This is a genomic window from Cryobacterium aureum (assembly GCF_002954245.1).
GTDB classification, from domain to species: Bacteria; Actinomycetota; Actinomycetes; order Actinomycetales; family Microbacteriaceae; genus Cryobacterium; species Cryobacterium aureum.
Window position 1 is genome coordinate 51,439 of the sequence record NZ_PPTG01000040.1, and the last position, 22,667, is coordinate 74,105.

Consider the following 22,667-nt stretch of genomic DNA (forward strand, 5'->3'; position numbering starts at 1 on the left):
CTGGCACTCGATGCGCGGTCGCGCTCAGGCACCGGCGAACAGCCAGGCATCGGCGGCGAGCCGTCCGTCAATAGCCGGCAGGTCGTCGACGGAGGGGCCCGCTGCCTGCAAGGCGTGCAGCACGGCATCCGCTAGCTGCTGGGGGGTACAGCCCGGTGCGACCACGTCGTGGCCGTGTTCCTCGAGCCAGGAGGCGAGCCCGGTTTCGGTCGTAGTCACGATGCTGCAGCCGTGCGCGAGTCCCTCGACGATCGGCAGGCCGACCTGTTCGCGCCAGGTCGCGGTCGGTTGGCTGGGCAGTGCCAGCACGCGGGCGCGACGTAACTGCCGGTGAATCTCGCTGCGCGGCGGGTCGATGACCAGCTCGATCGTTGGGTCGCTGGCCACGGCCTGGCGTGCCTGGTTTTCCAGCGCCCCCTTGCCGATGAGGATGAGACGGGCCGCTGGCACCTGTGCTGTGACCAGTGGCCAGGCCGCGAGAAGGCCCGGCAACCCCTTGCGCTGGGCGAACGCCCCCAGAAACACCACCCGGTTCACCTCGACGTCGCCCGGGCAGGTGCACGCGGCCGGCAACGCCGGAATAACGGCGGAGACGGCATCACGGGCGGGTTCCGGCAGGGCTGCGCGGTACGTGACGCTGGCGGCGTCCGTTCCGAAAACGATGCGGTCGGTCTGGCGCCAGACGAAGCGGGCTGCGACACCGTTGAGGGCGCGCCTCAGCCGCGCACGGGAGCCCAGCTTTCGGTCGAACGGGTCGGCGTTCTCCAGCGCGTAACACACGATGCTTGCTCGGCCGCCGCCGAGCAGTGCCCGCAAACGGAGGGCGCAGATCGCGAATGTGCTGGCCCACACGCTTGCAAGCATGAGCGGTTCGCCAATTTCAAGCGTCGTGACTGGGGAACGGGCGAGCAACCACGCGGCGCGCAGCGGGTGAGCCTGCACGACCACGAGGCCCTGAGCAAGCTCTTCGTGAAAGTCATACCTCTTAATACGGAAGAGAATGGCGGCCGGCGGCAACTCGTGTGCGCGTTCCAAGTGAGCGCTGCGCAGGGTGCGGTACAGCCTGGCCCGGTCGATCAGAATGCGATTGCTAGCCACGCTTGTACTCGTGGTATACCAACCCCACCGAACCAGCCAGCATCCCGGCGCCCCTGGCCGCGGTGCGCAAGCCGCGGGCACGCAACGGCACCTGTCCGACCAGCGAGCCGGCGAGGTACCGCACGATTCCGCCGCAGACCCGTGCGGCGCCGCGCGCCTGCAGCGTCATGCGCACCAGCACTCGTTTGCCGTTTTCGGTGTCGTCGAGGTTGATCCGGCTCCAGGTATTGCCCATGCGAAAGGCACGTTGCAGCACCCATTCCCGGGTGAGGCGGTCCGCCGGCACGATGTCAATGACGATCGCTTCATCGCACCAGATCATCTGCCCGCCCCGCTGGTGTAGCTGCCGGGTGAACAGCGAGTCCGACCCACCGGACAGCCCGAACCGTTCATCAAACCTGAGCTCCAGACGGCGCACCTGGGCCAGGTCCAGCAGCAGATTGTTCGTGGCGGCCAGCGACACCGGCGTGCCGGTGGTGAACCGACGGCGTTCGAAAAAGCCACCGGCCCGAATCCACTGGTCGGGTTCGATGTCGTACTGCGAGAGCACCGGGCCGACCACGGCTGCCGGCCGATAGGTCGAGTAGGTATCGAGCAGCTGAACGAGCCAATGGCTGCTGGGTCGTTCGTCGTCGTCGATGAAGATGAGCAGGTCGGCCCCCTGGCCTTCCAGCAGCGCCCGATTGCGCGCCGAGGCGATGCCCGGGGTGGGTTCGTGCACGTAGCGGACGGGTGTCGGCCGGGTCGACGGCTCCCCCGCCTCCAACCAGCTGGTGTCGGTCACCAGGGTGCGAGCTCCGGCGTCGGGATCGTTGTCGACGACGATGATCTCCACCGGCGCGAACACCATGCCGGCCTGGTCGAGCAGCTCCGGCAGGAGCTCCTCAAGGTCGGCCGGGCGCTGGAAGGTCAGCACCGCAATCACGACGTGCGGGTCAGTCGTGGTTCGGTTGACAGGTGACATGACCTACCCCTCTGTAGTCGTGCGAGCGGTGCCGGTAGTGCCAGAAATGCGCGATGAGCTCGGGAGTGGGACCAGGATCAATTGGCCCGCTTCACGATCAGGTCATCGAACGTTGCGGTGACGGGTGTCACGGTGGCGGTCGACCCCAGGTAGAAGGCCAGGCCGACGGCACCGGATGTCTGCATCGTTGCGGTCGAATCCGTCACCGTGGCCTGCCACGCTGACGGTTCCGGCGTACCTAAGGCCCAGACCTTGGCCCGAATCGTCGTCGGGGCCGAGCCGGCGACCTGAACGCGCAGTTGCAGCGCGCTGCCGGTCGTGTAGGTGAGGCCGGAGACGTTCTGGGCTTTCAGGGTCGTGGCGCCGTGCATGAGCTGCAGCTGCACCACTCCGGTCGACAGGTTCTTGATGCGCATCCGGTAGTCGTCCGTACCGACACGGCGGCCAATCAGTGAGGTGTAGGCACCGGAACCGGTCGCATCCTGCTGGAGGGTCGTCGTGACGAGCATATCGGTGTCGAGCAGGGACACGCCGGAGAGATAGGCGTTGACGGTGGCACCGGCTGACGCCTTGAGGCGGCCGACACCACCACTGACCGAGTAGTTGGATGCCGTCCCGGTCGTGGTCCAGGCCCCACCGGTATCGGCGGTGCCCAGGCCGGTCGCCACGGTGCGGGAGAACGCATCGGCGGCCATCGGTGTGATCGGATCGACGGCCGGAATCACAACTGTCTGCACGGTTTGCGCGGTGGCGGAGGCGTTGTCGGTCACTGTGAGCGTCACGCCGTAGCTACCTTCGAACGCATAGGTGTGTGTGGCGGTCACGCCGGTGCCGGTGCTCCCGTCGCCGAAGTCCCAGCTGTAGTCGGTGATGGTGCCGTCGCTGTCGGCGGAGGCGGAGGCATCCGTCGCGATGGTAAGCGGCGTGGCCTGGTAGCTGAAAGCTGCCGTCGGCGCGACGTTGCCCGCCGGGTCGGAGGCCTGGACCGTACGCGTTGTGACCGTACTAGCTCCCGAGTTGTCGGTGACCGTGAGGGTGACCGGGTAGCTGCCGGCTGCCGCGTAGTTGTGTGTTGCGGTGGCACCGGTCGCGGTGCTGTCATCGCCGAAGTTCCAGGCATAACTCGTGATGGTACCGTCGGAATCGGTGGATCCGGTGGCGTCAACGCTCAGGTCACGATTGGCGATCGCACTGCTGAACGAGGCGGTCGGCGCCACGTTGGCCTGGGGCCCGGATCGGCCGACCGAATTGTGCCGGGCGATGGCGCTGGGGCTGAGAGCCGTGTTGTAGACGGCTACCTCATCGATGTCGGCGGCAATGTAATCACTCGCCGGTCGGCTGGTCCACCCGCTGAGATTGTCGCCTCCGATGCGCCAGTAGCCCTGGATCGGCGCCGCCGACGTCGTGTCGGTGCGCTGGGCGGCGAGCGCGCCGTCGACGTAGAGGGACATGCCGGTGGCGCCGACCGAGGCGACGATGTGGTGCCATTGGCCATCGTTGTACGACGCGGTCGTGTTCACGGTGCGGAGGATTCCGGGCTTCACGCCGAACCAGAGGCGGCCGGCATTGTCCATGTAGACCTGACGGTCGTAGGCCGTGGACGCACCGCTCGCCGCACTTCCCAGCCCGATGATCTTTCCACCTTGTGTCGTGGTGGTCTTCACCCAAGCTTCGACGGTGAAGGCGCCCCGCGGGGTTTCAAAGGCCGATGAGGCGGCGGTTCCGGCGGACGTGCCGCTGAATCGCGAGGCCGTTCCCGAATCGGCGGCGAGCGCGCCCGCGACGTTTCGAGTGACACCGGTTCCGGTCGTTTCGTTGGACCCGGCAGCCCAGTCATAGGCGGTCACGCCGGTTGGCTCGCCGAGCGGCCAGTACGAGGACGGCGAGTCGCTCTGGATGGTTTTGGCATAGGCGTTGTACTCGCCGGAACCGGAGACAGTCACGCTGGTCGGGTTGCCCGTTTTCACATTGCCGAAGGAATCCTGCACGCGCACGCGGTAGGCGTAGGTCTGCCCCGGTGTCAGCCCGGTGTCGGTGAAGCCCATGGCCGGCCGAGACCAGTCGGTGGACAGCCCGGTCACCGTGCCGACGGAAACCCCGTCCCGCAGCACCTCGTAGCTGAGCCGTTCATTGTCGCGGTCGAAGGCCGCTTTCCAACCGATGCGGGCGGTGCCGGCCGAGAGGGAGTCCACGGTGGGCACGAAAGAGGCTGCGGCGAAGGCCGCGTTAGCCACCCGCGGGCCTTCCTTGTTGGGGGCGATCGCCGTGCTGGCGAAACGAACCAGTCCCTGCTGGCCCTTGTTGTTGACGTTGGTGAACTCACCGCCGTAGAGCAAGTACTGCCCATTGCCGGTGATGGTCCACGGTCCCTGGCCCTGGCCGGTGAAGGTGCCGGAGTTGATCTCCGGGTAGAAGGTCAGGATGCTCGGGCTCGGCTTGCCGGTGAAGCTGACATAGCTTCCGACGGCATTGGGCGTGAGAGTGCCGGTCGCTGCCATGGAGAACGTGAGGGTACGGTGGTAGGAGCGCGGTGTGGTCTCGACCGGGCCACCCATGTTGCCGCAGTAGTGCGTGTGAGCGGTGGTGTACACGACGTTGCCGAGCGGTACAGCTGAGTAGGTGTCGCCGTGGCAGTCTTCCATCCAGATGAGGGATCCGTCGCTCCAGTTAGCTCGGAAGGTGCCCTCGAAGTTTGCCCCGCTTCCGAAGTCGTAGCCGGTTCCGAAGGCGCCATCGGCCGATGAGGTGAGGCTGGTGATGGCACCGTTGACGCCGCCGTTGCGAATGAGAGTGTTCACGGCCCAGGGCAGGGACGCACCGGTTACGGCATCCGTCGCGGCCATTCCATAGCCGGGGGCAGCGCTGCCGTTATAGGAGGTGAACGAGCCGCCGATGAGCACCTTGGTGCCGTCCGGTGAGATTGTCATGGCATGGACCGACCCGCCGACCGGGTTTCCGGTCCAGCTACGTACTGCACCGTTTGAGGTGGCAAACGCGGCGATCTGATTGCGGGCGACCCCGCTGGCCGAGGTGAACACTCCCCCGGCATAAACGGTGTCACCGAAGGTCGCGAGGCTTTTCACCGAGGCGTTGACCGTTGGAGCCCAGGATGAGACGAGGGAGCCGCTGGCCGTGTCGAACGCGGCCAGGCGGTAGCGCGTTACGCCGCCGACAGCCGTGAAGAATCCGCCGGCATAGAGTCGGGTGCCATCAGCGGATGCCACGAGAGAGCGAACGGCTCCGTTCAGGTTCGGGTTGAAGCTCGCGACCAGCACGCCGGTCGTGAGGTTGTAGGCGAGCAAATTGTTGCGTACAACTTCGTTCACACCGGCTGCCGACCCGGCCGGCCGTGCCTTGGTGAATTCGCCTCCGGCGTAGACGGTGTTGCCCACAATCACCTGGGACCAGACGACGCCGTTGATCTGAGTCGTGGGCAGGGCGTCGGCGGCCACGGTGAGCGGCGTACCGGCATCCACTGGGCTGGTGTCGGCCTGCGCCATGAGGGGTGCCGTCAAGACGCCCGCGAGTATGGACGCGATGGTCAGGAGGCTGAGCCAGCCGGCACGCAGCGACCCGATCGCACGCGACGGACTCGCGTCTTTGGAGGGGGCAGTGCGCGGGTTGACGTGCAGGCGAGACGCGGAGAGAAGTCGCACGAAGATTCCTTACTCGAAACGAGGCGCAGGGGCTTCGGGTAGCCACCGCATTCCTCGGAGTATAGTGAGAATCTTTCATGGATTGCTGCCCCCTATCCGGGGCACACCCGCGGGGCCGCCCAGCGCGGCCCCGCGCGGGAGCAGATCAGCGCGGGGCGGCGCCCTCGAACAGCACGATCGGCACGCCGACGGAGTAGTCAACGGCGATGCGTACCTGGTCGCGCTGGTCGCTGGGCACGGCGAAAACGAAAATCCCCTGCTGGGTCGCCCCCGGAGCGACAGACTCCGGGAACGGAGCCCCGCCTGACGCCGTCAATTCGGTGGCGGGACTCTGCTCGGCACCGAAAAACAGGTTGACCACCGTTGACGCTAACGACACGGTGTCGGGCGTGTCGTTTCGCACGGTCACCGTGAAACGCAGGGACGGGCCGCCCACCTCGCCCGGACCGCGCGCGACGCCGTCGACGGCTGAGAGTGCACCGACGCTGAAGACCACGCCGGGGACAGCGGCGGCGGATTCAGTGAGTGGTACCGGTGCCTGCGCGGCCGGCGGAGCGGGTTCTGCAGCGGCGGCCTCGGTCGGCGCTGGGGCGGCGGCGGTCGGAATCGGCGTGAATGATGGAGTGGATGACGGAACGGCGGTCGGCGTTGCCGTAGGTCGTGGGCTCGGCGAGGCACTGGCGCTGGCTCCGGCGAGGTTTGGGGCGGTTCCGTTCGACGCGGCGACCCCGGCGACGACGAGTACGACGATGAGAACGGCCAGCGCAGCGGATGCGACGATCCACCAGACGCGTCGCCGTTTGGTCGATTCGTCGCCCGCGGTGGGGCCGGCGCTGTTATCGACGGGCTGGTGCACTGACATGGTGAAACTCCAGGTTGCTCGGCTGGTTGCAAGATCGGGTTGGGTTCTTGGTGCGGCGATAGATATGGTGCAGCCATTAATACACGGGGTGAACCCTCATTCCTAGGGGGCGGGTGAACCCCATCCGGGGGCATCCCCTCACGCTGTACAGTGTGAAATTCCGGCACCCGATCGGTTTTCCCCCAAAACACACGACCAACGAGGCGACAGACATGAGAATTGCCATTTTGCACGGCAGCAATGATGCCTACGGCGCCTCCAAGGTGCTCTGCCAGGAGGTGGAATGCCTAGTGAGCCTCGGTCACGAAGTCCTGGTCATCGTTCCGCACTCCGGTCCGTTGGCGAGCGAACTGGCACCGTTCGGCGCTGCGGTGTCGGTCGTCGTCGACCCATCGTTGGTGGTGCTGCGTCGCAGCAAATTGACCGATCTGCTGCACCCGCTAATCCTGCGCCACGACGTGGCCCGCGCGGACGTCGTCGTTCTGTGGACCCTGGCCCTGAGCGCCTATATTCCCGTACTGCGGCTGCGACGCCGCCGATTCTACGTCTCGGTGCACGAGTTGCTCCTGGGTCGAGTTGGCGGACTGCTCGTGCGAACGCTGTTAGCAGCGGGCAGCTTTCCGGTGTGCGCCTGCAGCGAGGCGACCGCGGCCTGGTTGCACGACCACGGCGTCGGCCGGGATCGAGTAACGGTCACGTCTCCGGTGTTCAGTGCCATCGACGATGTACCGGCCCGTACCGTGCATGATCCGCTGACCGTGGCGGTCGTCGGGCGGGTCAACGGGCACAAGGGGCATCTGGAAGTAGCCCGGGCATTTCAGTCCCCGGAATTGTCCGGCGCGGGGTGGCGACTTCTTCTCTTCGGCGCACCGTACCCCGGGCAGGACGACGCACTACAGGCCGTGCTAGGGCTGGTGCATCGTGACCCCCGGATCGAATACCGCGGCGAAGCTGCCTCGGTATCGGCCATTGCCGAGGAGATCGATGCCGTGGCCTGCTTCCCGTCGACACCGGAGCCGTTCGGGTTGGTGCCGATCGAAGCCTGGCGGGTCGGCGTGCGTTCGGTCGGCTTCGCGGACGGCGGCGCTGGCGAAGTACTTCCGGTCGTGGGCGGCCTCGGGGTACCGCGCACCGATTTTCCCGACCGCGACATCGCCTCCGCGCTCGTCGGCCTGGCGGCGATGGTGCACGCACGGGTTGCTCTGCCGCAGCCGGCTCGAGTCAACCCGCTGTTTTCTCAGGACCGCCGCCGCGCCCTCATCACCGGCGTCCTCGCGCGCAGTTAGCGGACGACGGCCCCCACCCCGAGCACGACTGAGGGGGCCACTCGGCTGTCGAGCGGCCCCCTCAGGATGGTGCACTTCGAGCGCATTAGCTAGGCTGCGGGAACCTCGGGGATCGGCGCTGGTGCGTCTTCCGGGAGGGGCTTGATTCCCGGAACCGGATTCACCTCTGGGGCCGGCTGAACCTCTGGCACGGCCGGGACTGGCTGAACCTCTGGCACGGGCACGATCTCCGGCACCGGAGCGGCGTCCGGTGTCACGGTTGCGTCGGGTGCAACCGTCGGCGCTTCCGGTGCGATGGTCTGGTCGGGAGCGGTCTTGTTCGCCGCACCGGTGGCCTTGATGCTGGCCGACGATCCGGTGACAGCATTGCCGAAGGGGTCAGTGGCTTTCAGCTGGTAGGTGTACGTCGTCCCACCAGATCGGCCGGTGTCGGTCCAGCTGAGGGTGGGCCGAATCCAGTCCGCTGACTGCCCGGTTTGCGTGTGCACCACGACACCGTTTCGCAGCACCTGGTAGCTAAGCTGCGCGTTGTCCCGGTCGTAGTTGGATTTCCAGGTGACCTTGACCGCGTTCGCACTGGGAGTGCTGAGCGTGGGCTGAAAGCCGGTACCCGTGGCCTTTGGACCCTCCTTGTTCGGTGCGATCGACGACACCGCGAAGCGCACGAGGCCCTGTTGGCGCTTGTTGTTCACGATGGTGAACTCGCCACCATAAAGAACGTACTGGGAGTTGGCCGCGAGGTTCCACGGCCCCTGGCTCTGCCCGGTGAAGGTGCCGGTGTTGATATCGGGAAAGAACGCCAGCAGGGTGGGGGACGGCCGACCTTCGAAGTTGAAGTAGCTGCTTCCTGTGCTGTTGCGTCCGATCGTGCCGGTGGCAGCCTTGGTGAAGGTCAGTGTGCGGTGATAGCTGCGCGGGTTGGTTTCGGGGGGGCCGCCGATATTGCCGCAGAAGTGCGCGTGGGCGGTGGTGTAGACGACGTCACCGACCGGTACGGCCGAATACGTGTCACCGTGACAATCTTCGATCCAGACGGTGTTTCCATTGCTCCAGCTGGCCCGGAAGGTTCCCTCGAACATGGCACCGGAGCCGAAATCGTAGCCGGTACCGTAGACGCCGTCAGCGTCGGAGGTGAGCGAAAGGATGGCCCCGTTGGGGCCGGCATTCTTGATCAGCTTGCCGATGTTCCAGGCCATGCCGGCGCCGGTGCTCGAGTTCGTAGCGGCCATGCCGTAGCCAGGCGTGGTAGCCCCGTTGTACGAGGTGAATGACCCGCCGATGACGACCCGGTCGCCGTTGGGCGAGACCGTCAACGCGTTGACCGAGCCATTGGGGATGGTGCCCTTCCACCCGCCAACGGCCCCGGTCGAACCGTTAAACGATGCGGCCCTCTGACGACTTTGGCCGCTGGTCGAGGTGAAGCTTCCCCCGGCGTACACCGTGCTGCCGAAGGCACCGAGGGCACGAACGGTGCCGTTCGCCGTCGGCTTCCAGTCGGACAGGAGCGCGCCGGTCGCTGTGCTGAAGGCTGCGAGCCTCGTGCGCGAGACGCCGCCAACCGTGCTGAAGCCACCACCGACATAGATGCGTGATCCGTCCGGAGATGCAGTGATCGCTCGAACGACACCGTTCAGGCTGGGGTTGAACGATGTCATCACTCCGGTCGACAGGTTGTAGGCCATGAGGTTATTGCGGGATACCTCACTCGTTCCTGCGGATGCTCCAGCGGGGCGCGCTTTGGTAAATTCACCGCCGACGTAGACGGTGTTTCCCACGATCACTTGCGACCACACGACGCCGTTGATTTGGGCTGTGGGCAGGGCATCCGCTGCGACGGTCTTGGGGGTGGAGGCGCTGGGTGGTGACGTGTCGGCCTGGGCCGCACCCGCCCCGGTGAATATCGCACCGGCGAGTACTGCGGAAGTGACAATGACTGTCGCTGCGGAACGGAAACGCCAGAACATAGAGGAGCCTCATCTTCTCGTGGTCGGTGGCCTCCGGACGACCCCCGCAATTCAGGAAGTATACTCAGTTTCCGTTTTCCGTCCACCGACATATTAAACACCGACATATTAAAGTTGTCGCCATCGACGAGTGGCACTCACTGCGAACGCGCCACGGTGCACCATAGTCACACCGATGGATAGACGCTAGGATTCCTCATTACCTCCCTTGATCTCCTCTACCCGAATTCTGCCGCGATCCCGGGCAGTCTGAGAGAAATTTGAGCACGCTATGGCCGCAGAACATTCCCTCCCCCCCGAGTCGCAAGCCGAATCACCGAAGCCACTGCGCATCGGTTATGCCGCGGGCGGGTTCGACCTGTTTCATGTTGGGCACCTCAATATTCTCAAACACGCAAAGAGCCAGTGCGACTACCTGATCGCCGGCGTCGTGTCCGATGAAATGCTGGAGTTGACCAAGGGGATCACCCCGGTGGTCCCGCTGTTTGAGCGCCTCGAGATTGTGCGGCACATCTCATTCGTCGATGAGGCCGTCGCCGAGGTTGTTGAAGACAAGATGGAGGCGTGGCGCCAGCTACGTTTCGATGTGTTCTTCAAGGGCGACGACTGGCGCGGCACCCCCCGGGGCACCCACCTGGAGCGTGAGTTCGCCGCTGTCGGCGTTGATGTCGTCTATTTTCCGTACACCGTCAACACCTCGAGCACGATGCTGCGTCGAGCCCTTGACACCCTGACGCGACCGGATACCGGCTCCCGCTGGCAGGCCCAGGCGATCGAAGGCACCTCATAAAGCCAGCTGGCTCGCCGAACAGAAGAGGGCGGGTTCCTCGTGCAGCGCACGAGGAACCCGCCCTCTTCTGTGTTGATTAAGCGTGTGGATTACGCGTTGCCGTGGTTACCCGGGGTGAACCACGACCAGAGTGTCGTCGGGCGTGTAATAGTTGTGCGACATCTGCACCTTGGTGGACGACTGGGCAATAACCGCGCAATCATCGACGCGAGTATTGCGACCGAAGGTGTTGTCGATGATGACCACACCGTGCAGGGGGCCGTGGGCTTTCTCGGCGAGGTTGATCGAGCATCCGCCGCCATCGGCAATGTTGTTCGTGATGGTGAGATTGGACACGTCACCGCGGTCCTGGGTGACCTGCACGGAGGCATTCCAGGCATCGGTCAGCCGGTTACCGTCGATGCGAATGTTTGATCCTTTCTGAATTTGAATGGAATCATCGTGGCTCGGCGTGCCGCCCTGATTGGGGTCCCGGTCGTAGTGCAGGTTGTCATGCAGCCAGGAGTCCACGATCGCAACGTTTCCGCCGGTCAGGTGGATGCCGTCGATCACACCGTGAATGTTGAGTCTCGTGGCCTCGAAGTTGTAGCCGTAGATCCCCTGAACGTCAGGTGACGGCGTGGAGGGGAACAGCTCGGTGTCGACGATGCGCAGATTTTCGTAACCGCCGAGGTTGCCGATGAGGGCCATCGGTCCACTCAGGTCTCGCCCGCGCACGATCGAATTTCTGATCGTGACGTTGGGAGCTTCGATCTTGACCATGCCACGAATATCCAGACCGTCGATGACGGTGCCGGCCTGGGTGATCGTCAGGTCGCCGTCATGCACCCTCAGCTTGGTGCCCGCCGGCACACCGGTGTTACTCTCGTTCGGCGTGCCTCCCGGCGCGGGAGGAGTGGGAACCGGAATGGGAGCAGGTACCGGCACTGGAGCGGGAACCGGAATGGGAGCAGGTACCGGCACTGGAGCGGGAACCAGCACCGGGGACGGAACCGGAAGGGGAGCAGGCCCGGGCGTTGGGGCCACAATCGGCTCGGGAGCCGGCGTGACGGGCGGAAACAGTAGAGCCAGCAGCCAACGCAACTGGGCCTGGGTCAGGCCCGTCGCCGGCGTGGTGGCGGGGGGAGCCACGGGCTCAGCACGCCATGGGGTGATTGTGTAGCTCGGTTGCACCTCGTCGACGGCCTGGGCGGGAGCGATTCCCACAAAGGCGCCGGTCAATCCGAGTGCCACAGCGGCGACGGCGCTCGTGCGCACGCGACGAAATGGGGAACGTGCTTTCTGTTGGGCGGGTAGGCCGTGGATCAGTTTCGGGTTGAGTTTCATAAGTGTGTTTTCGTGTCCTGCACACGCTTCGGGGCGTGTTGGGCGGGGCAGCTGAAGGGAGCCGCCGGTCGTTGGTACAGCATTCCGTATCGATGCCAAGGGGTCAAACGAGAAGTTGTGAATACCTTGAAGCGGGCGCAGTGCACCCGCCACAAGGGGACTCTGGCTGTCGGTTATCCGGCGTGTACAGAAACTGTCGTGCTGTCGGGCGTGTAGTAATTGCGCGCCGTGCTGATCTTGGTCGTGCTGGGAGAGATGATGGCGCAGTTAGCCACCTTGGTATTACGGCCGAACTTGTTGTCCGTAATGACGGTGCCGTAGATGGGGCCATACGATTTTTGGGCGACGTTGATAGTGCAGGCGCCGCCGTCGGCAAAGTTGTTCTTGAAGGAGAAGTTCGAGACATCCCCCCGGTCCTGGGTGATCTGCACCCCGGCATTGTGCGAGCCGCTCAGGGTACTTCCGTACACCGTGATATTGCTGCCCTTTTGAATCTGGATGGAATCATCATGGCTTGGCTTGCCGCCTTGATTCGGGTCACTGGTGTAGTGCAGGTTGCCGTGCAACCAGGAGTCGGCGATGGTGACGTTGCTGCCGGTGATGTGCACGGCGTCGATGACGCCGTGGATGTCCACGCGGGTCGCGGTGAAGTTGTAGCCGTAGATTCCGTTCACGTCGGGTGACGGTTTCGATGGATACAGTTCCGAGTCGATGATCTTGAGCCCGGAGCGTCCTCCCAGATTGTTGATCAGGGCATCGGGGGCACTCAGACTGCGACCGCGAATGATTGAGTTCTTGATCGTGACGTTGATCGCGTTAATCTTGACCAGGCCGCGAATATCCAGGCCACTGATGACTGCGCCGGCCTTGGAAACAGTGAGGTCCCCGTTGTGCACCGTCAGACTGGTCCCGTACGGAACTCCGGTGCTGCCGGCACTCGCCGTAGCGATCCGAACGACGCCACCGGTTGCAGCCTGGGCGGGAGCGGCCAAGCCGGCCAGCGGAAGAAGAATGGCCAGGGTCGCGGCGGCCACCACAGTCGGTGTTCGTGTGCTCGAATTGCGCCGATTCCTCGTGTGTTCCAGACGGACGGCATTCGGCAGATCGGGGCGGGTGAGGGCGGGACGAGGTGGATCAAAACGATGAAGGGCCGGGTGATGCTGGTGCGCACCACGCGAATGCAGCGGGGTCAGGGTGAGGGGTCGGCGGTGGGAACGTGAGATATGGTCGGTCATGAAGTCATTTCGGGTGGTGCACGTTCGGGTATGCGAATGAGGCAACCGCAGGGAGTCGCCGATAGTTATTAGAGTGTTACCCGAAAATGAAATTACGTCAAATTAACTTTGCGTGTCGGGGAGATCACGTCGAATCCTGTGCCGATCGGGGAAGTCTGCCGGCTCGGCTGACCGGCGGCGATGGTCACCGAAGTCGGTCACAAACGGCGGCGGCTCATACGCAAAGCGGAGCCAGTTGCTCGACGCGAACTTGTTCAACCCGAGTGCAAGAAGTATGGCCGTCGCGGCCAGAATGAGCGGCATAACGGGCGCGATGACCGCGACCGCACCAAAAAGAATCGGCAGTGACAGCACGGCGGAAATCAGGATGATGATCGGCGTGTGCGCCAGGTATATGGGCAGGGTGATCCTCCCGATGACGCCGAACCAGCGCAGGCGACGGAGCGTGCGGCTGAGCGCGATGCCGCCGCCGACACCGACCACGCAGTTCAGAAAATAGACTCCAAAGACGTCGCGCAGCCCGAGCAGCGCGACGGTGGCAGTGACAGCCACCCACAAGAGCATGGTCGCGCCGATGAGTAGTCGGCTGTTGACAGTGCCGATTCGAACGATCCAGCTGCGCAGATAGATACCAACCAGAAAGAAGAAGTAGTACTTGAGCGCACCGGACCAACCGACGTTGGGCGTGTCGAGTCCGCTCAGCGCCACGACAGAAACGGCGCCAGCAACGACGAGTTGCAGCCGGGGGTTCACCCTCCGGCTGAGTTTGGCCACGACAAAGAAGATCGACAAGGCCCAGATGAACCAGAGTTCGAACCGCGGCAGCACCGGCGAAGCCACAAGGCCGAGCACGGCGTCCCGCAGGCCGAACCCCACGCCTGTCATGATCTGACCGATTTGAAACACGATCGAGCCGACGACTTCCCAGAGCAGGAACACCCAGAGGTAGAGGCGCACCTTGACCGTCCACAGGTCGCGCCACGACCTGAGCAGCCACTTAGCAGCGAACAACCCGGACAAGACGAAGAACAGGGGCATGCGCATCGACGACAGGGCGTCGTTGATTTCGCGCCAGTACGGGATCGTGAAACCAACCTCGAGCAGCCAATTCGCCGAGTGGAACAGGGCCACGAGCAGAATCGCGAGGCCCCGACCGGAGTCGACCCAGCCGATGCGTTCGGTCGGCCTCGTGGCGCTCATCGCCGCCCCGGATCCCGCGTGGCCCGGAATGTGGGGCGGAGTGCAGCATCCGTTTCGGCGGGCACTTTGCGGGTGATGAGCAGCCCGAGAACGAGCACAAGCAGAACCGACGAACTGAAGAACGGGCCGAAGAACATGAACCAGACGGCTTTGATTCCGAGGAACAGCAGCACGGCGCTGGCGGTGTTGGACGCCACGTGCACGCCGATGCTGCGCACGATGAGTACGAGAATGATGAGGGCAAAAAGGAGCCCCGGGATGCCGAAGGCCGCCCAGAAGTCCCCGATGATCGAGTGCAGTTCGATGTGGCCGCCGAACATGTAGTTTTCGACGTAGCCGTTGTTCGGGTCGTAGTTGATGTACGCCATGCCGGTCTTGGCCGCCAGAATGTCCTGCGGATTGGGCGCGGTCCCCACGCCGAACCCCCACGGCTGATGCTGCATGAGCGCGATCGTGGCGGTGAGCTCTGGGCGTCCGCCGAGAATGAGAGAACCGGTCTCCTCGAGCTGAGCGAGGGAGCGCTGTTGGGTGGCCACACCGAGCGCTCCGTCGAGAATGAGGGCCTGGATGACGTTGAAGACGATCAGGCCGAGCACGCCGAGTCCGAGCAGCGCACGCAGCGCCGACTTACCGCGTGTCGGCCGGGTGGGGCGCATTTGCCAGGCGACCAACAGCGTTGTCAGCAGCATGAACGCGAACGTGGAGCGGGCATCCGTCAGGGTGGCCACCACTGTGAGCAGCAGGGCGACGGCCAGCTCCAGCCAGCGGCGGCGCAATTGTAGTGTGATTCCGAGCAGCAGAATTGTCAGGGCCACGGAGTACCCGAAGCGCCAGGGATTCTCCGCGTAGAGCTCGCTCGACGGCGAGACGCCGAGCAGGATTCCGGCGCCGTACCAGATGGCGATCTGGGAGTCGGGCAGAACGGTGCGCGCCCAGAGCACGAATCCGACGCCGGCCAGCAACCCGACCAGACCTGCGATCGCACCGAATGCCTGGCCAAGGCTGGCATCGTGTGTGGGCGCCGACAGTACGGTGAGCCAGATGCCGGAGCCGATCGCGACCACTCCGCCCAGTAGGAACAGTCGAGCGCCCGAGTACTGGCGCAGCACGGGGAACCAGACGGGGAACAGGGCCACGCAGGCCACCGCCCCCGCGGTCACGCCCTGGTCGATATCGAGGCGCAGGGCGACGAGGACTAGAACGACGACGGCGATGAGTTTATTGACGACGGGCGGGGCCTGGTACGCAAACCGGCCAGCGCGGGTGCGAGGGGGCGCCACCGGAGCGGGACGCGTTGCGGTGTTACTGGAGCGCACCTGAAAGGACAATAGCCACCACCACCCGGGCCACACAGGGACGATTCGGGCACCGACCCCTGTTGCGCAGCCGCATCGTGCACAACAATAGACGGCTCCACGGCGAACCAACAAGGGTCACGCCAGACAAACTGAGAGATTATCACCCCCCGAGAGGGGGCGCGGGGGCGGGTGGCCCGCCCTGTATAGTATCGATTTCGTGAGAGAAATTCATCGTGCAACCGGAAGCAGCTCGTGGTCATCAATAACGTGGTCATCAACACCGTCCATCGGCTTGTCACCGATCTGCGCCGAGACCCGGCCGCTCTGGCGCAGCGGGCCAGCATCAAGTTGCGCCTCGCGCGCCTGCGCTTGACCAACCGGCTCAGCCATCGGTCAGTGACGGGATCGGGCACCGTGGTGGTAAACCTCACCTCGTTCGGCCATCGGATCAACCTTGTGCACTATGCCCTCGAGACCATCGCCGCCGGGCGAATCCGCCCACGGCGCCTCATTCTCTGGCTCGATGACGCCACGGCGCTCGCGCACCCACCGTCCACACTCCGTCGTTTGCAGCGGCGAGGCCTGGAAATTCGCTCCTGCCCCGACTTCGGACCGCACAAAAAACAGTTCCCGTATGCCTCTTCCACCCCGACCCTCCCCCTGGTCGCCGCCGACGACGACGTGCTGTACCCGCGCCGGTGGCTGGCCGAACTGCTCGCGGCGGCCGCGCGGCATCCACTGGAGATCACCGGGCAGCGCGCCCACACGATCACCTTCGACGGCGACCGGGTAGCACCCTATTCCCGCTGGGTCGCCGCCCGCGGCACCGCGGCTAGTTTTCGAACACTCTGCACCGGCGTCTCCGGCATCTACTACCCGCTCGAATTGCTTGCTGCCCTGCGGGCCGAAGGTGAGGCATTTCTCCGGGTTGCCCCACGAGCGGACGACCTCTGGGTCTATTCGGTCGCCGTGCGGCACGGAATTCGCGCCCGTCAAGTTGGTGAGCGGCAGGCAGAGTATCCGGCGATTCCGGGTTCGCAACGTGGCACCCTTTATCGGCAGAATGTAACCGAGGGCGGCAACGACGCGCAGTTTGCGGCGTGCGTGGGCGAACAGGAACGAGAGCGGATGCTGCGCGACGACCCCCACGATTCAGGCGCGCTGCCGGGGGTGCCACTGGGCCAGGTCGTGAGCGGCAATGGCGCTTAGGCGGCCACGCGGGCCGGCTCCACGGCCAGCCCCGCCGACCGTGACCACGGCCGCCACCCGGGCGGCTGCGGCGAATTCAGTGTCGCGCAACATGACGATTGCGCTGATCGGAAACGCTTTCCCCCCCCTCGTCGCGCTGTTTTCCGGTCCGATCCTGGCCCAGGCCCTCGGGGTCGACGGTCGTGGTGCGGTGGCGGCCGCCACAGCACCGCTCGCGCTCGTGGTCACCGTCGCGACCTTCGGCGTTCCGGAAGCCGTCACCTGGGCGATCGCGCGCAACCCCACCCTGGCCCGCAACGCCTCGAACCGGGGCATGCTCATTATCGTTGTCGCCGGGTTGCTCGCCATGGGCGCCGTCGCCCTGTCAGCGGCCTGGCTCAGTGGTGGCGATCCCACGGTGCAGCAGCTCATCCTGGTGGCCTGCCTGGCCATCGTGCCCAACCTGCTGGTTGGCGTGTTCCGCGGGGTGGCATCCGCTACCCAGAGCTGGCGGCTGGTCGCGCTGGAACGCATCGTCACCTCGTCGTTGCGGCTTGCCGTTCTGATTCCGTTCTGGCTCACTGGCACCCTGACGCCGCTGGTGGCGACGATCGCCGTGGCGGCGATGCCGGTGACCGGACTGTTCGTCTACATCGGGCGTATGCGCAGCCTCGACCCGCGCGCCTTCGACGTTCCGCGGGAGGCGCGCACGGCCGGGCTGCTCAGCTACGGTCTGCGCATCTGGGTCGGCTCGCTCTCGGGAATTCTGCTCTCCCGGCTCGACCAGGTGCTCATGACACCATTCGCCGGCACCTATCAGCTCGGCCTCTACGTGGTGGCGGTGAGCGTAAGCGAACTGCCACTGATCATCAACCAGGCGGTGCGCGACGTGACCTTCGTGACGGATGCCGCCGATTCCGTCGATGCGCGCCTCGCGTCGTCAGCGCGCATTTCCACAATGCTGTGCGGCCTAGCCGCACTGTTCCTCGGCATCAGCATGCTGTGGTGGCTGCCGTTTCTGTTCGGCGAAGATTTTCGGCCGGCCCTGCCGGTGGCCGGCGTTCTGCTCGCCGCGGTGGTGCTCGGTACCCCCGGGTCGATCGGGGGTTCCGGCCTGAGTGCGCGCGGTCGCCCTGGCCTGCGCAGCATGTCATTGCTGATCGCTTGCCTGGTGAACATCGGCATGTTGATTGTGCTGGCACCGATGCTCGGCGCGATGGGGGCTGCGCTGGCGACCCTGGCCGGCAACCTGATCTCGAGCAACCTGAATCTTCTGTTCCTGTATCGCAACTTCGGCATCAACCCGCTGCAGTTCTACGGCGTGCGGCGCACCGACTTCGTGACCCTGCGCGAGTACGCGAAGCGGTTCACTCGGCGACGCAAGCGCTAGCCCGTTCTGGTCGTTGCTGTCACCGCCGAAGCTGTGGGAGCCGGCCGGTAGGCGAGGCCGTCGCGCAGCCCGCGGGTCGCGGCCAGAAGCGGCCGCAGCGACATCAGCAGCTGGCGCCGGCCCCCGCGGGAGACGACCTCCCAGGCGGCCTGTGCGCTGTGCCGACGCCAGCGCCGGCGGTCGTCGGCGGCAAGGTTTCGGGCCGCGTAGACCAGGCGGTTGCGCACGTTGTAGTAATAGTAGGAGTACGACTTGGCCGCACCGGAGCTGTGCTGGCCGGTGCCCTGGGTGCCGCCCTGCGCGTGGGTCGCCTGCGCATCGACGCAGACCGTGACCGCTCCCCCGGCCCGTAGTACCCGGTGCGAGAGCTCGACGTCTTCCCAGTACAGAAAGTAGTCGTCGCTGAAGCCGCCGACCCGGCGCCAGAGCTCGTCGCCGATCAGCAGGCAGGCTCCGCTCAGCCACGGCGTGGTGCGTGCGCCCGGGAAGTCCCCTCGTTTGCGGGTCGCGCGCACGCGTCCGTCGTCGAGGTACAGGTCGCTGCCGTCGAACCACACCGAGCCGTCCGGTCGCAGGATGCGGGGCGAGACCAGGGTGAGCGGATGTTTGCCGACCAGCTCGAGCAGGCGGGCGACCTGGTCGGCGGCGATGGCAGCATCCGGATTCAACAAGAGAAAATGGGTGCGCCCGTTCTGCTGTGCCCGTGCGACGCCGAGGTTCATGCCGCCGCCGAAACCGAGATTGGTCGGCGACAGCACGTACTTCCAACCCTCCCTCTCGGCGAGCGCCGCTACCCTGGCCTGCTCGGCCGGATCGGTGAAGTTGTCGACGACGACGACCGCCAGTCCCGGTGCCGAGCGGGACAGCGGTTGCAGGTTCTCTTCGAGCAGCGCGCACGACCCGAAGTTCACCACCACGACGGCGAGGGAGGCGAACTTCGAGTCGGTCATGCGGTCAGTATTGCAGATCCGAGAGGAGCGTCTGACAAATTCTCAGGACACTGCACTGTTCTCAGACACTTACGCTGCGAAGCGGTCCGTCGCCACAATAATGGCGTCGAGAATGCCGGGCTGGTCAAAGGCGTGACCGGCGTCGGGAATCAGGCGAAAGTCGGCCTCCGGCCAGTTCTTGTGCAGGTCCCACGCGGTGAACGCCGGGGTGCACATGTCATAGCGGCCCTGCACGATGACGCCGGGGATGTCGGCGAGGCGGGAGGCGTTCTCGATCAGCTGGTTGGGCGTGAACCAGCCTTTGTTGGCGAAGAAATGGTTCTCAATGCGGGCAAAGGCCACCGCGAAGGAAGGATCGGAGAAGTGGGCGATCTTGTCGGGTTCCTGCAACAGGGTGATCGTCGAGGATTCCCAGGTGGCCCACGCCACGCCAGCACGTTCGCGCACGAACTGGTCGGGGTCGTGCAGCAGCCGGCCGTAGGCCTCGATCAGGTGGCCGCGTTCGTTTTCGGGAACGGGCGCAAGGAAGGACTCCCACAGGTCGGGGTAGATCGCGCTCGCGCCGCCCTCGTAGAACCAGTCGAGCTCCACCGGACGCAGAGTGAAGATGCCGCGTACGACGAGTTCGGTGACCTTCTCTGGGTGCGTCTCGGCGTAGGCGAGGGCGAGGGTGCTGCCCCAGGAACCGCCGCAGACCAGCCAGCGGTCAATGCCGAGGTGCTCGCGCAGTCTCTCCACGTCGGCGACGAGGGTCCAGGTGGTGTTGACGCTGAGGTCGACGTCGGGCTCGCTCGCGTGCGGCGTGCTCAGGCCGCAGCCGCGCTGGTCGAACAGGATGATGCGGTACTTCGCCGGGTCGAACACGCGACGCTGGTCAGGTCCGGACGCGCCGCCCGGCCCGCCGTGCAGGTAGACCGCCGGCTTGCCGTCTGGATTGCCAGAGGCTTCCCAGTAGATGGTCTGGTTGTCGCCGACATCGAGCATGCCGGTTTCGTAGGGTTCAAGCTCGGGGTAAAAAGTGCGCATGCGTCGAGCCTATTCCCCGGACCGGAGGTTGATGAATTTCACCTATCCACCGTTGGCCGAAGCGATCGCTGAGTGCGACGATAGATTATGGCGAACAGCTCTCTTACGGATGCCGAGCTCCGGCGCTTCGACCAGGCCCTCAGGGATCAGCGCGGCATAATAGCGACCGAGCTGAACCGGCTGGCGGAATCGCTCACGAGCGTGCGTGAGGCGCGGAGCGACGGATCGGCCGACGATGAGCACGATCCAGAAGGTCCAACCCTCTCGGGTGAGTGGTCACGAATTGTCGGGGTCCACGGTGAGTTCAACGAGAAAGTCGCCGCAATCGATCGTTCGCTGGCCCGAATTGCTGACGGGAGTTACGGCACTTGCCTCCGATGCGGTAAACCCATCGGGGCCGCCCGATTGTCCGCGCTGCTGACGGCCGAGCTGTGCATCGATTGCGCCCGAAAAGCCGAAGGCCGCGGCCGGTGACGGACCCGGTCGACGGTCACTGACCGACGAGGCCCTGTTCGTAGGCCAGAATGACCGCTTGCACCCGGTCACGCAGGCCGAGTTTGTGCAGGATCCGGCCGACATGCGTCTTCACGGTCGACTCGGAGAGAAAGAACCGCTCGGCCAGTTCGGGGTTCGAGAGCCCCTCCGCGATGGCGAGAAAGACTTCGGTCTCCCGCTCGGTGAGGGCCGCGAGGGCCTGGGCGGCGCATCCGTTTTCGGCGTCGGCGAGTGGCAGCTGGGTGCCGAACAGGTCGAGCAGTCTCCGGGTCACCCGCGGTGAAACGGATGCCTCCCCCGAGACGACCGTACGAATGGCACTGATCAGCTCCCCCGGTTCGGAGTTTTTGAGCAGAAAGCCGCTCGCGCCGGCGCGCAGGCCACCGAAGGCGTACTCGTCGAGGTCGAAGGTGGTGAGAATGATGATGCGGGTGTCCGGGTGGGTCGCCATGATCTGACGCGTCGCCTCGATGCCGTCGAGCCCGGGCATGCGCACGTCCATCAGGATGACCTGCGGGCGCAGCGTTGCCGCGAGCGCGATCGCCTGGGCGCCGTCGGTCGCTTCGGCGATGACGCTGAAGTCGTCTTCGGCCTCGAGCACCATGCGAAAGCCCACACGGAGCAGCGCCTGGTCGTCGACGAGCATGATTCGAATCATGTCGGCGGGCTGCGCCTCGGGAGCTGTCATGTCTCATCCTCAAACGTCATCGAGGCGTGCACACGCCAGCCGTCGTGGAGGCCTGCTCCCGCTTCGAAGGTTCCGTCGTAGATGGCGACGCGTTCCTGCATGCCGATCAGTCCGCGGCCGAATCCACGCGGGCTCGGCTGGCTGCGGTGCCGACCGTTGTCACTGATCGTGACCTCGGCGGCGCCAGGAACAGAGCCCAGCCGCACGACGACCCGCGTCGGCGTATCGGCGTATCGCAGCACGTTAGTGAGCGACTCCTGCACCAATCTGAAAATGGTCAGCTGAACACTGGGATTGGCGGGCTCGCGGCCACTGCGCTCCAATACGACCGGCAACCCCGTCGACCGAAAGGATTCGACGAGGTCGGCAAGTTGGTCGATCCCCGGCTGCGGAGCCCGGGGCGCCGGGTCGGAACCGACATCGAGCACCCCAAGGAGGCGGCGCATCTCCGTCATCGACCGGCGACCGGTGGCAGCGACGTCGAGCATGGCCGCGCGGGAACGCTCGAGGTCCTTGGGCGCGATCGCATGGGCACCGTCGGCGAGCGCGACCATGACCGAGAGACTGTGGGCAACCACATCGTGCATTTCACCGGCGATGCGGGTGCGCTCGGAGATGCGCGAGAGCTGCGCCTGCTGGTCGCGTTCGCGGGTCAGCTGCGCGGCCAGGTCGAGCAGTGCGGTCACGTAGCGTTTACTGTTGCCCATATTGACGCCGACCAGGGTGGCGGCGAGCATCATGATAGCGATCTGGATGGCCACCGGAATCCAGGCGATCTCGTCGAGGTCTTCCGTGAGCCACGCGGCCAGACTCGCCAGCCCAACGGCTGCGCCGAACCCGACCCACGCGCTGCGAATGTCGGAATATACCGCGACCGCGTAGAGCGCGAGCAGCTGGGCGATGAGGTGCACCTCGCCATAGTCAGAGAAAGTGAGCAGGCCGATCCAGGTGAGGGCCAGGACGAGCCGTGGCATCCGCCGCCGAAAGAACAGTGTGACCGCCAGAACGAGCATGATGGCAGCATTGAGGAGGACATCGCCGACCGGTGCGGGGTCGTTGTCGAACAGGTTGAGCACCAGAACGAGCACCATGGGCACGACATAGATCAAGACGATGAGCGCATCGGCCAGGTGCGGATGCCGGCTCCAGAACCGCCGCACCACTCCGGGCGGAGTGGGCAGAGGCACATCTCCCCCCGGCGCGAGGGCGCGCCCGGGGGGAGATGTGGTGGTACTCATTCTTCGATGGTAC

Annotated in this window: 18 protein-coding genes; 5 read left to right on the plus strand and 13 right to left on the minus strand. The window is 65.2% G+C overall.

Annotated features, from left to right (window positions below; genetic code table 11):
- Window positions 1–24: 24 nt before the first annotated feature.
- From CJ028_RS14990 to CJ028_RS15005, 4 genes are all read right to left on the minus strand, one after another.
- Entirely contained in the window at window positions 25–1,098 is a 1,074-nt protein-coding gene (locus tag CJ028_RS14990) for a glycosyltransferase family 4 protein (RefSeq protein WP_240607323.1), read from the minus strand.
- Window positions 1,091–2,062: a glycosyltransferase family 2 protein gene (locus CJ028_RS14995; RefSeq protein WP_105036031.1), complete on the minus strand. Its 972-nt coding sequence runs from the start codon at window positions 2,060–2,062 to the stop codon at window positions 1,091–1,093. Before CJ028_RS14995 ends, CJ028_RS14990 begins: the two co-directional genes overlap by 8 nt.
- 77 nt (window positions 2,063–2,139) lie before the next feature.
- Window positions 2,140–5,718: a PKD domain-containing protein gene (locus CJ028_RS15000; protein WP_105036032.1), complete on the minus strand. Its 3,579-nt coding sequence runs from the start codon at window positions 5,716–5,718 to the stop codon at window positions 2,140–2,142.
- A gap of 145 nt (window positions 5,719–5,863) precedes the next feature.
- Window positions 5,864–6,580 carry a hypothetical protein gene (locus tag CJ028_RS15005; RefSeq protein ID WP_105036033.1) on the minus strand — a complete coding sequence of 239 codons (717 nt, stop codon included), beginning with the start codon at window positions 6,578–6,580 and terminating at the stop codon, window positions 5,864–5,866.
- Between the two features lie 212 nt (window positions 6,581–6,792).
- Here CJ028_RS15005 and CJ028_RS15010 point away from each other — a divergent pair, with 212 nt between their 5' ends.
- The gene (locus CJ028_RS15010; RefSeq protein ID WP_105036034.1) at window positions 6,793–7,866 is read left to right on the plus strand and encodes a glycosyltransferase family 4 protein; all 1,074 of its coding nucleotides are present in this window, start codon (window positions 6,793–6,795) and stop codon (window positions 7,864–7,866) included.
- 89 nt (window positions 7,867–7,955) lie between these two features.
- On the opposite strand, the gene CJ028_RS15015 is transcribed toward CJ028_RS15010, so the two are convergent.
- Entirely contained in the window at window positions 7,956–9,830 is a 1,875-nt protein-coding gene (locus CJ028_RS15015) for a WD40 repeat domain-containing protein (RefSeq protein ID WP_105036035.1), read from the minus strand.
- Window positions 9,831–10,101: 271 nt separating this feature from the next.
- Here CJ028_RS15015 and CJ028_RS15020 point away from each other — a divergent pair, with 271 nt between their 5' ends.
- Entirely contained in the window at window positions 10,102–10,620 is a 519-nt protein-coding gene (locus CJ028_RS15020; RefSeq protein ID WP_105036036.1) for an FAD synthase family protein, read from the plus strand.
- Between the two features lie 105 nt (window positions 10,621–10,725).
- Here the strand turns inward: CJ028_RS15020 and CJ028_RS15025 are convergent, their stop codons facing one another.
- From CJ028_RS15025 to CJ028_RS15040, 4 genes are all read right to left on the minus strand, one after another.
- On the minus strand, window positions 10,726–11,946 hold the full coding sequence (locus CJ028_RS15025) for a right-handed parallel beta-helix repeat-containing protein (protein ID WP_105036037.1): 1,221 nt from the start codon (window positions 11,944–11,946) through the stop codon (window positions 10,726–10,728).
- A 173-nt stretch (window positions 11,947–12,119) separates the two neighbouring features.
- Window positions 12,120–12,980 carry a right-handed parallel beta-helix repeat-containing protein gene (locus CJ028_RS15030; RefSeq protein ID WP_129590515.1) on the minus strand — a complete coding sequence of 287 codons (861 nt, stop codon included), beginning with the start codon at window positions 12,978–12,980 and terminating at the stop codon, window positions 12,120–12,122.
- 303 nt (window positions 12,981–13,283) lie between these two features.
- Window positions 13,284–14,381 (minus strand): acyltransferase family protein, encoded by a 1,098-nt coding sequence (locus CJ028_RS15035; RefSeq protein WP_105036039.1) that lies wholly within the window; start codon window positions 14,379–14,381, stop codon window positions 13,284–13,286.
- Window positions 14,378–15,661, minus strand: coding sequence for an O-antigen ligase family protein (locus CJ028_RS15040; protein ID WP_129590516.1), 1,284 nt, complete (start codon window positions 15,659–15,661; stop codon window positions 14,378–14,380). Before CJ028_RS15040 ends, CJ028_RS15035 begins: the two co-directional genes overlap by 4 nt.
- Before the next feature lie 270 nt (window positions 15,662–15,931).
- On the opposite strand from CJ028_RS15040, the gene CJ028_RS15045 reads away from it, so the two are divergent.
- On the plus strand, window positions 15,932–16,888 hold the full coding sequence (locus CJ028_RS15045; RefSeq protein ID WP_105036041.1) for a hypothetical protein: 957 nt from the start codon (window positions 15,932–15,934) through the stop codon (window positions 16,886–16,888).
- 91 nt (window positions 16,889–16,979) lie between these two features.
- Window positions 16,980–18,257 (plus strand): oligosaccharide flippase family protein, encoded by a 1,278-nt coding sequence (locus tag CJ028_RS15050; protein WP_161499001.1) that lies wholly within the window; start codon window positions 16,980–16,982, stop codon window positions 18,255–18,257.
- Here CJ028_RS15050 and CJ028_RS15055 read toward each other — a convergent pair.
- Entirely contained in the window at window positions 18,254–19,207 is a 954-nt protein-coding gene (locus tag CJ028_RS15055; protein ID WP_105036043.1) for a glycosyltransferase family 2 protein, read from the minus strand. The genes CJ028_RS15050 and CJ028_RS15055 overlap by 4 nt on opposite strands.
- Before the next feature lie 69 nt (window positions 19,208–19,276).
- Window positions 19,277–20,233: a prolyl aminopeptidase gene (gene pip, locus CJ028_RS15060; RefSeq protein ID WP_105036044.1), complete on the minus strand. Its 957-nt coding sequence runs from the start codon at window positions 20,231–20,233 to the stop codon at window positions 19,277–19,279.
- An 87-nt stretch (window positions 20,234–20,320) separates the two neighbouring features.
- Here pip and CJ028_RS15065 point away from each other — a divergent pair, with 87 nt between their 5' ends.
- Window positions 20,321–20,707 carry a TraR/DksA family transcriptional regulator gene (locus CJ028_RS15065; RefSeq protein ID WP_105036045.1) on the plus strand — a complete coding sequence of 129 codons (387 nt, stop codon included), beginning with the start codon at window positions 20,321–20,323 and terminating at the stop codon, window positions 20,705–20,707.
- A 16-nt stretch (window positions 20,708–20,723) separates the two neighbouring features.
- Here the strand turns inward: CJ028_RS15065 and CJ028_RS15070 are convergent, their stop codons facing one another.
- Window positions 20,724–21,416, minus strand: a complete 693-nt coding sequence (locus CJ028_RS15070) for a response regulator (protein WP_240607324.1) — start codon at window positions 21,414–21,416, stop codon at window positions 20,724–20,726.
- The gene (locus CJ028_RS15075; RefSeq protein ID WP_105036046.1) at window positions 21,413–22,654 is read right to left on the minus strand and encodes a sensor histidine kinase; all 1,242 of its coding nucleotides are present in this window, start codon (window positions 22,652–22,654) and stop codon (window positions 21,413–21,415) included. The genes CJ028_RS15070 and CJ028_RS15075 overlap by 4 nt, the downstream gene beginning before the upstream one ends.
- Window positions 22,655–22,667 lie beyond the last annotated feature (13 nt).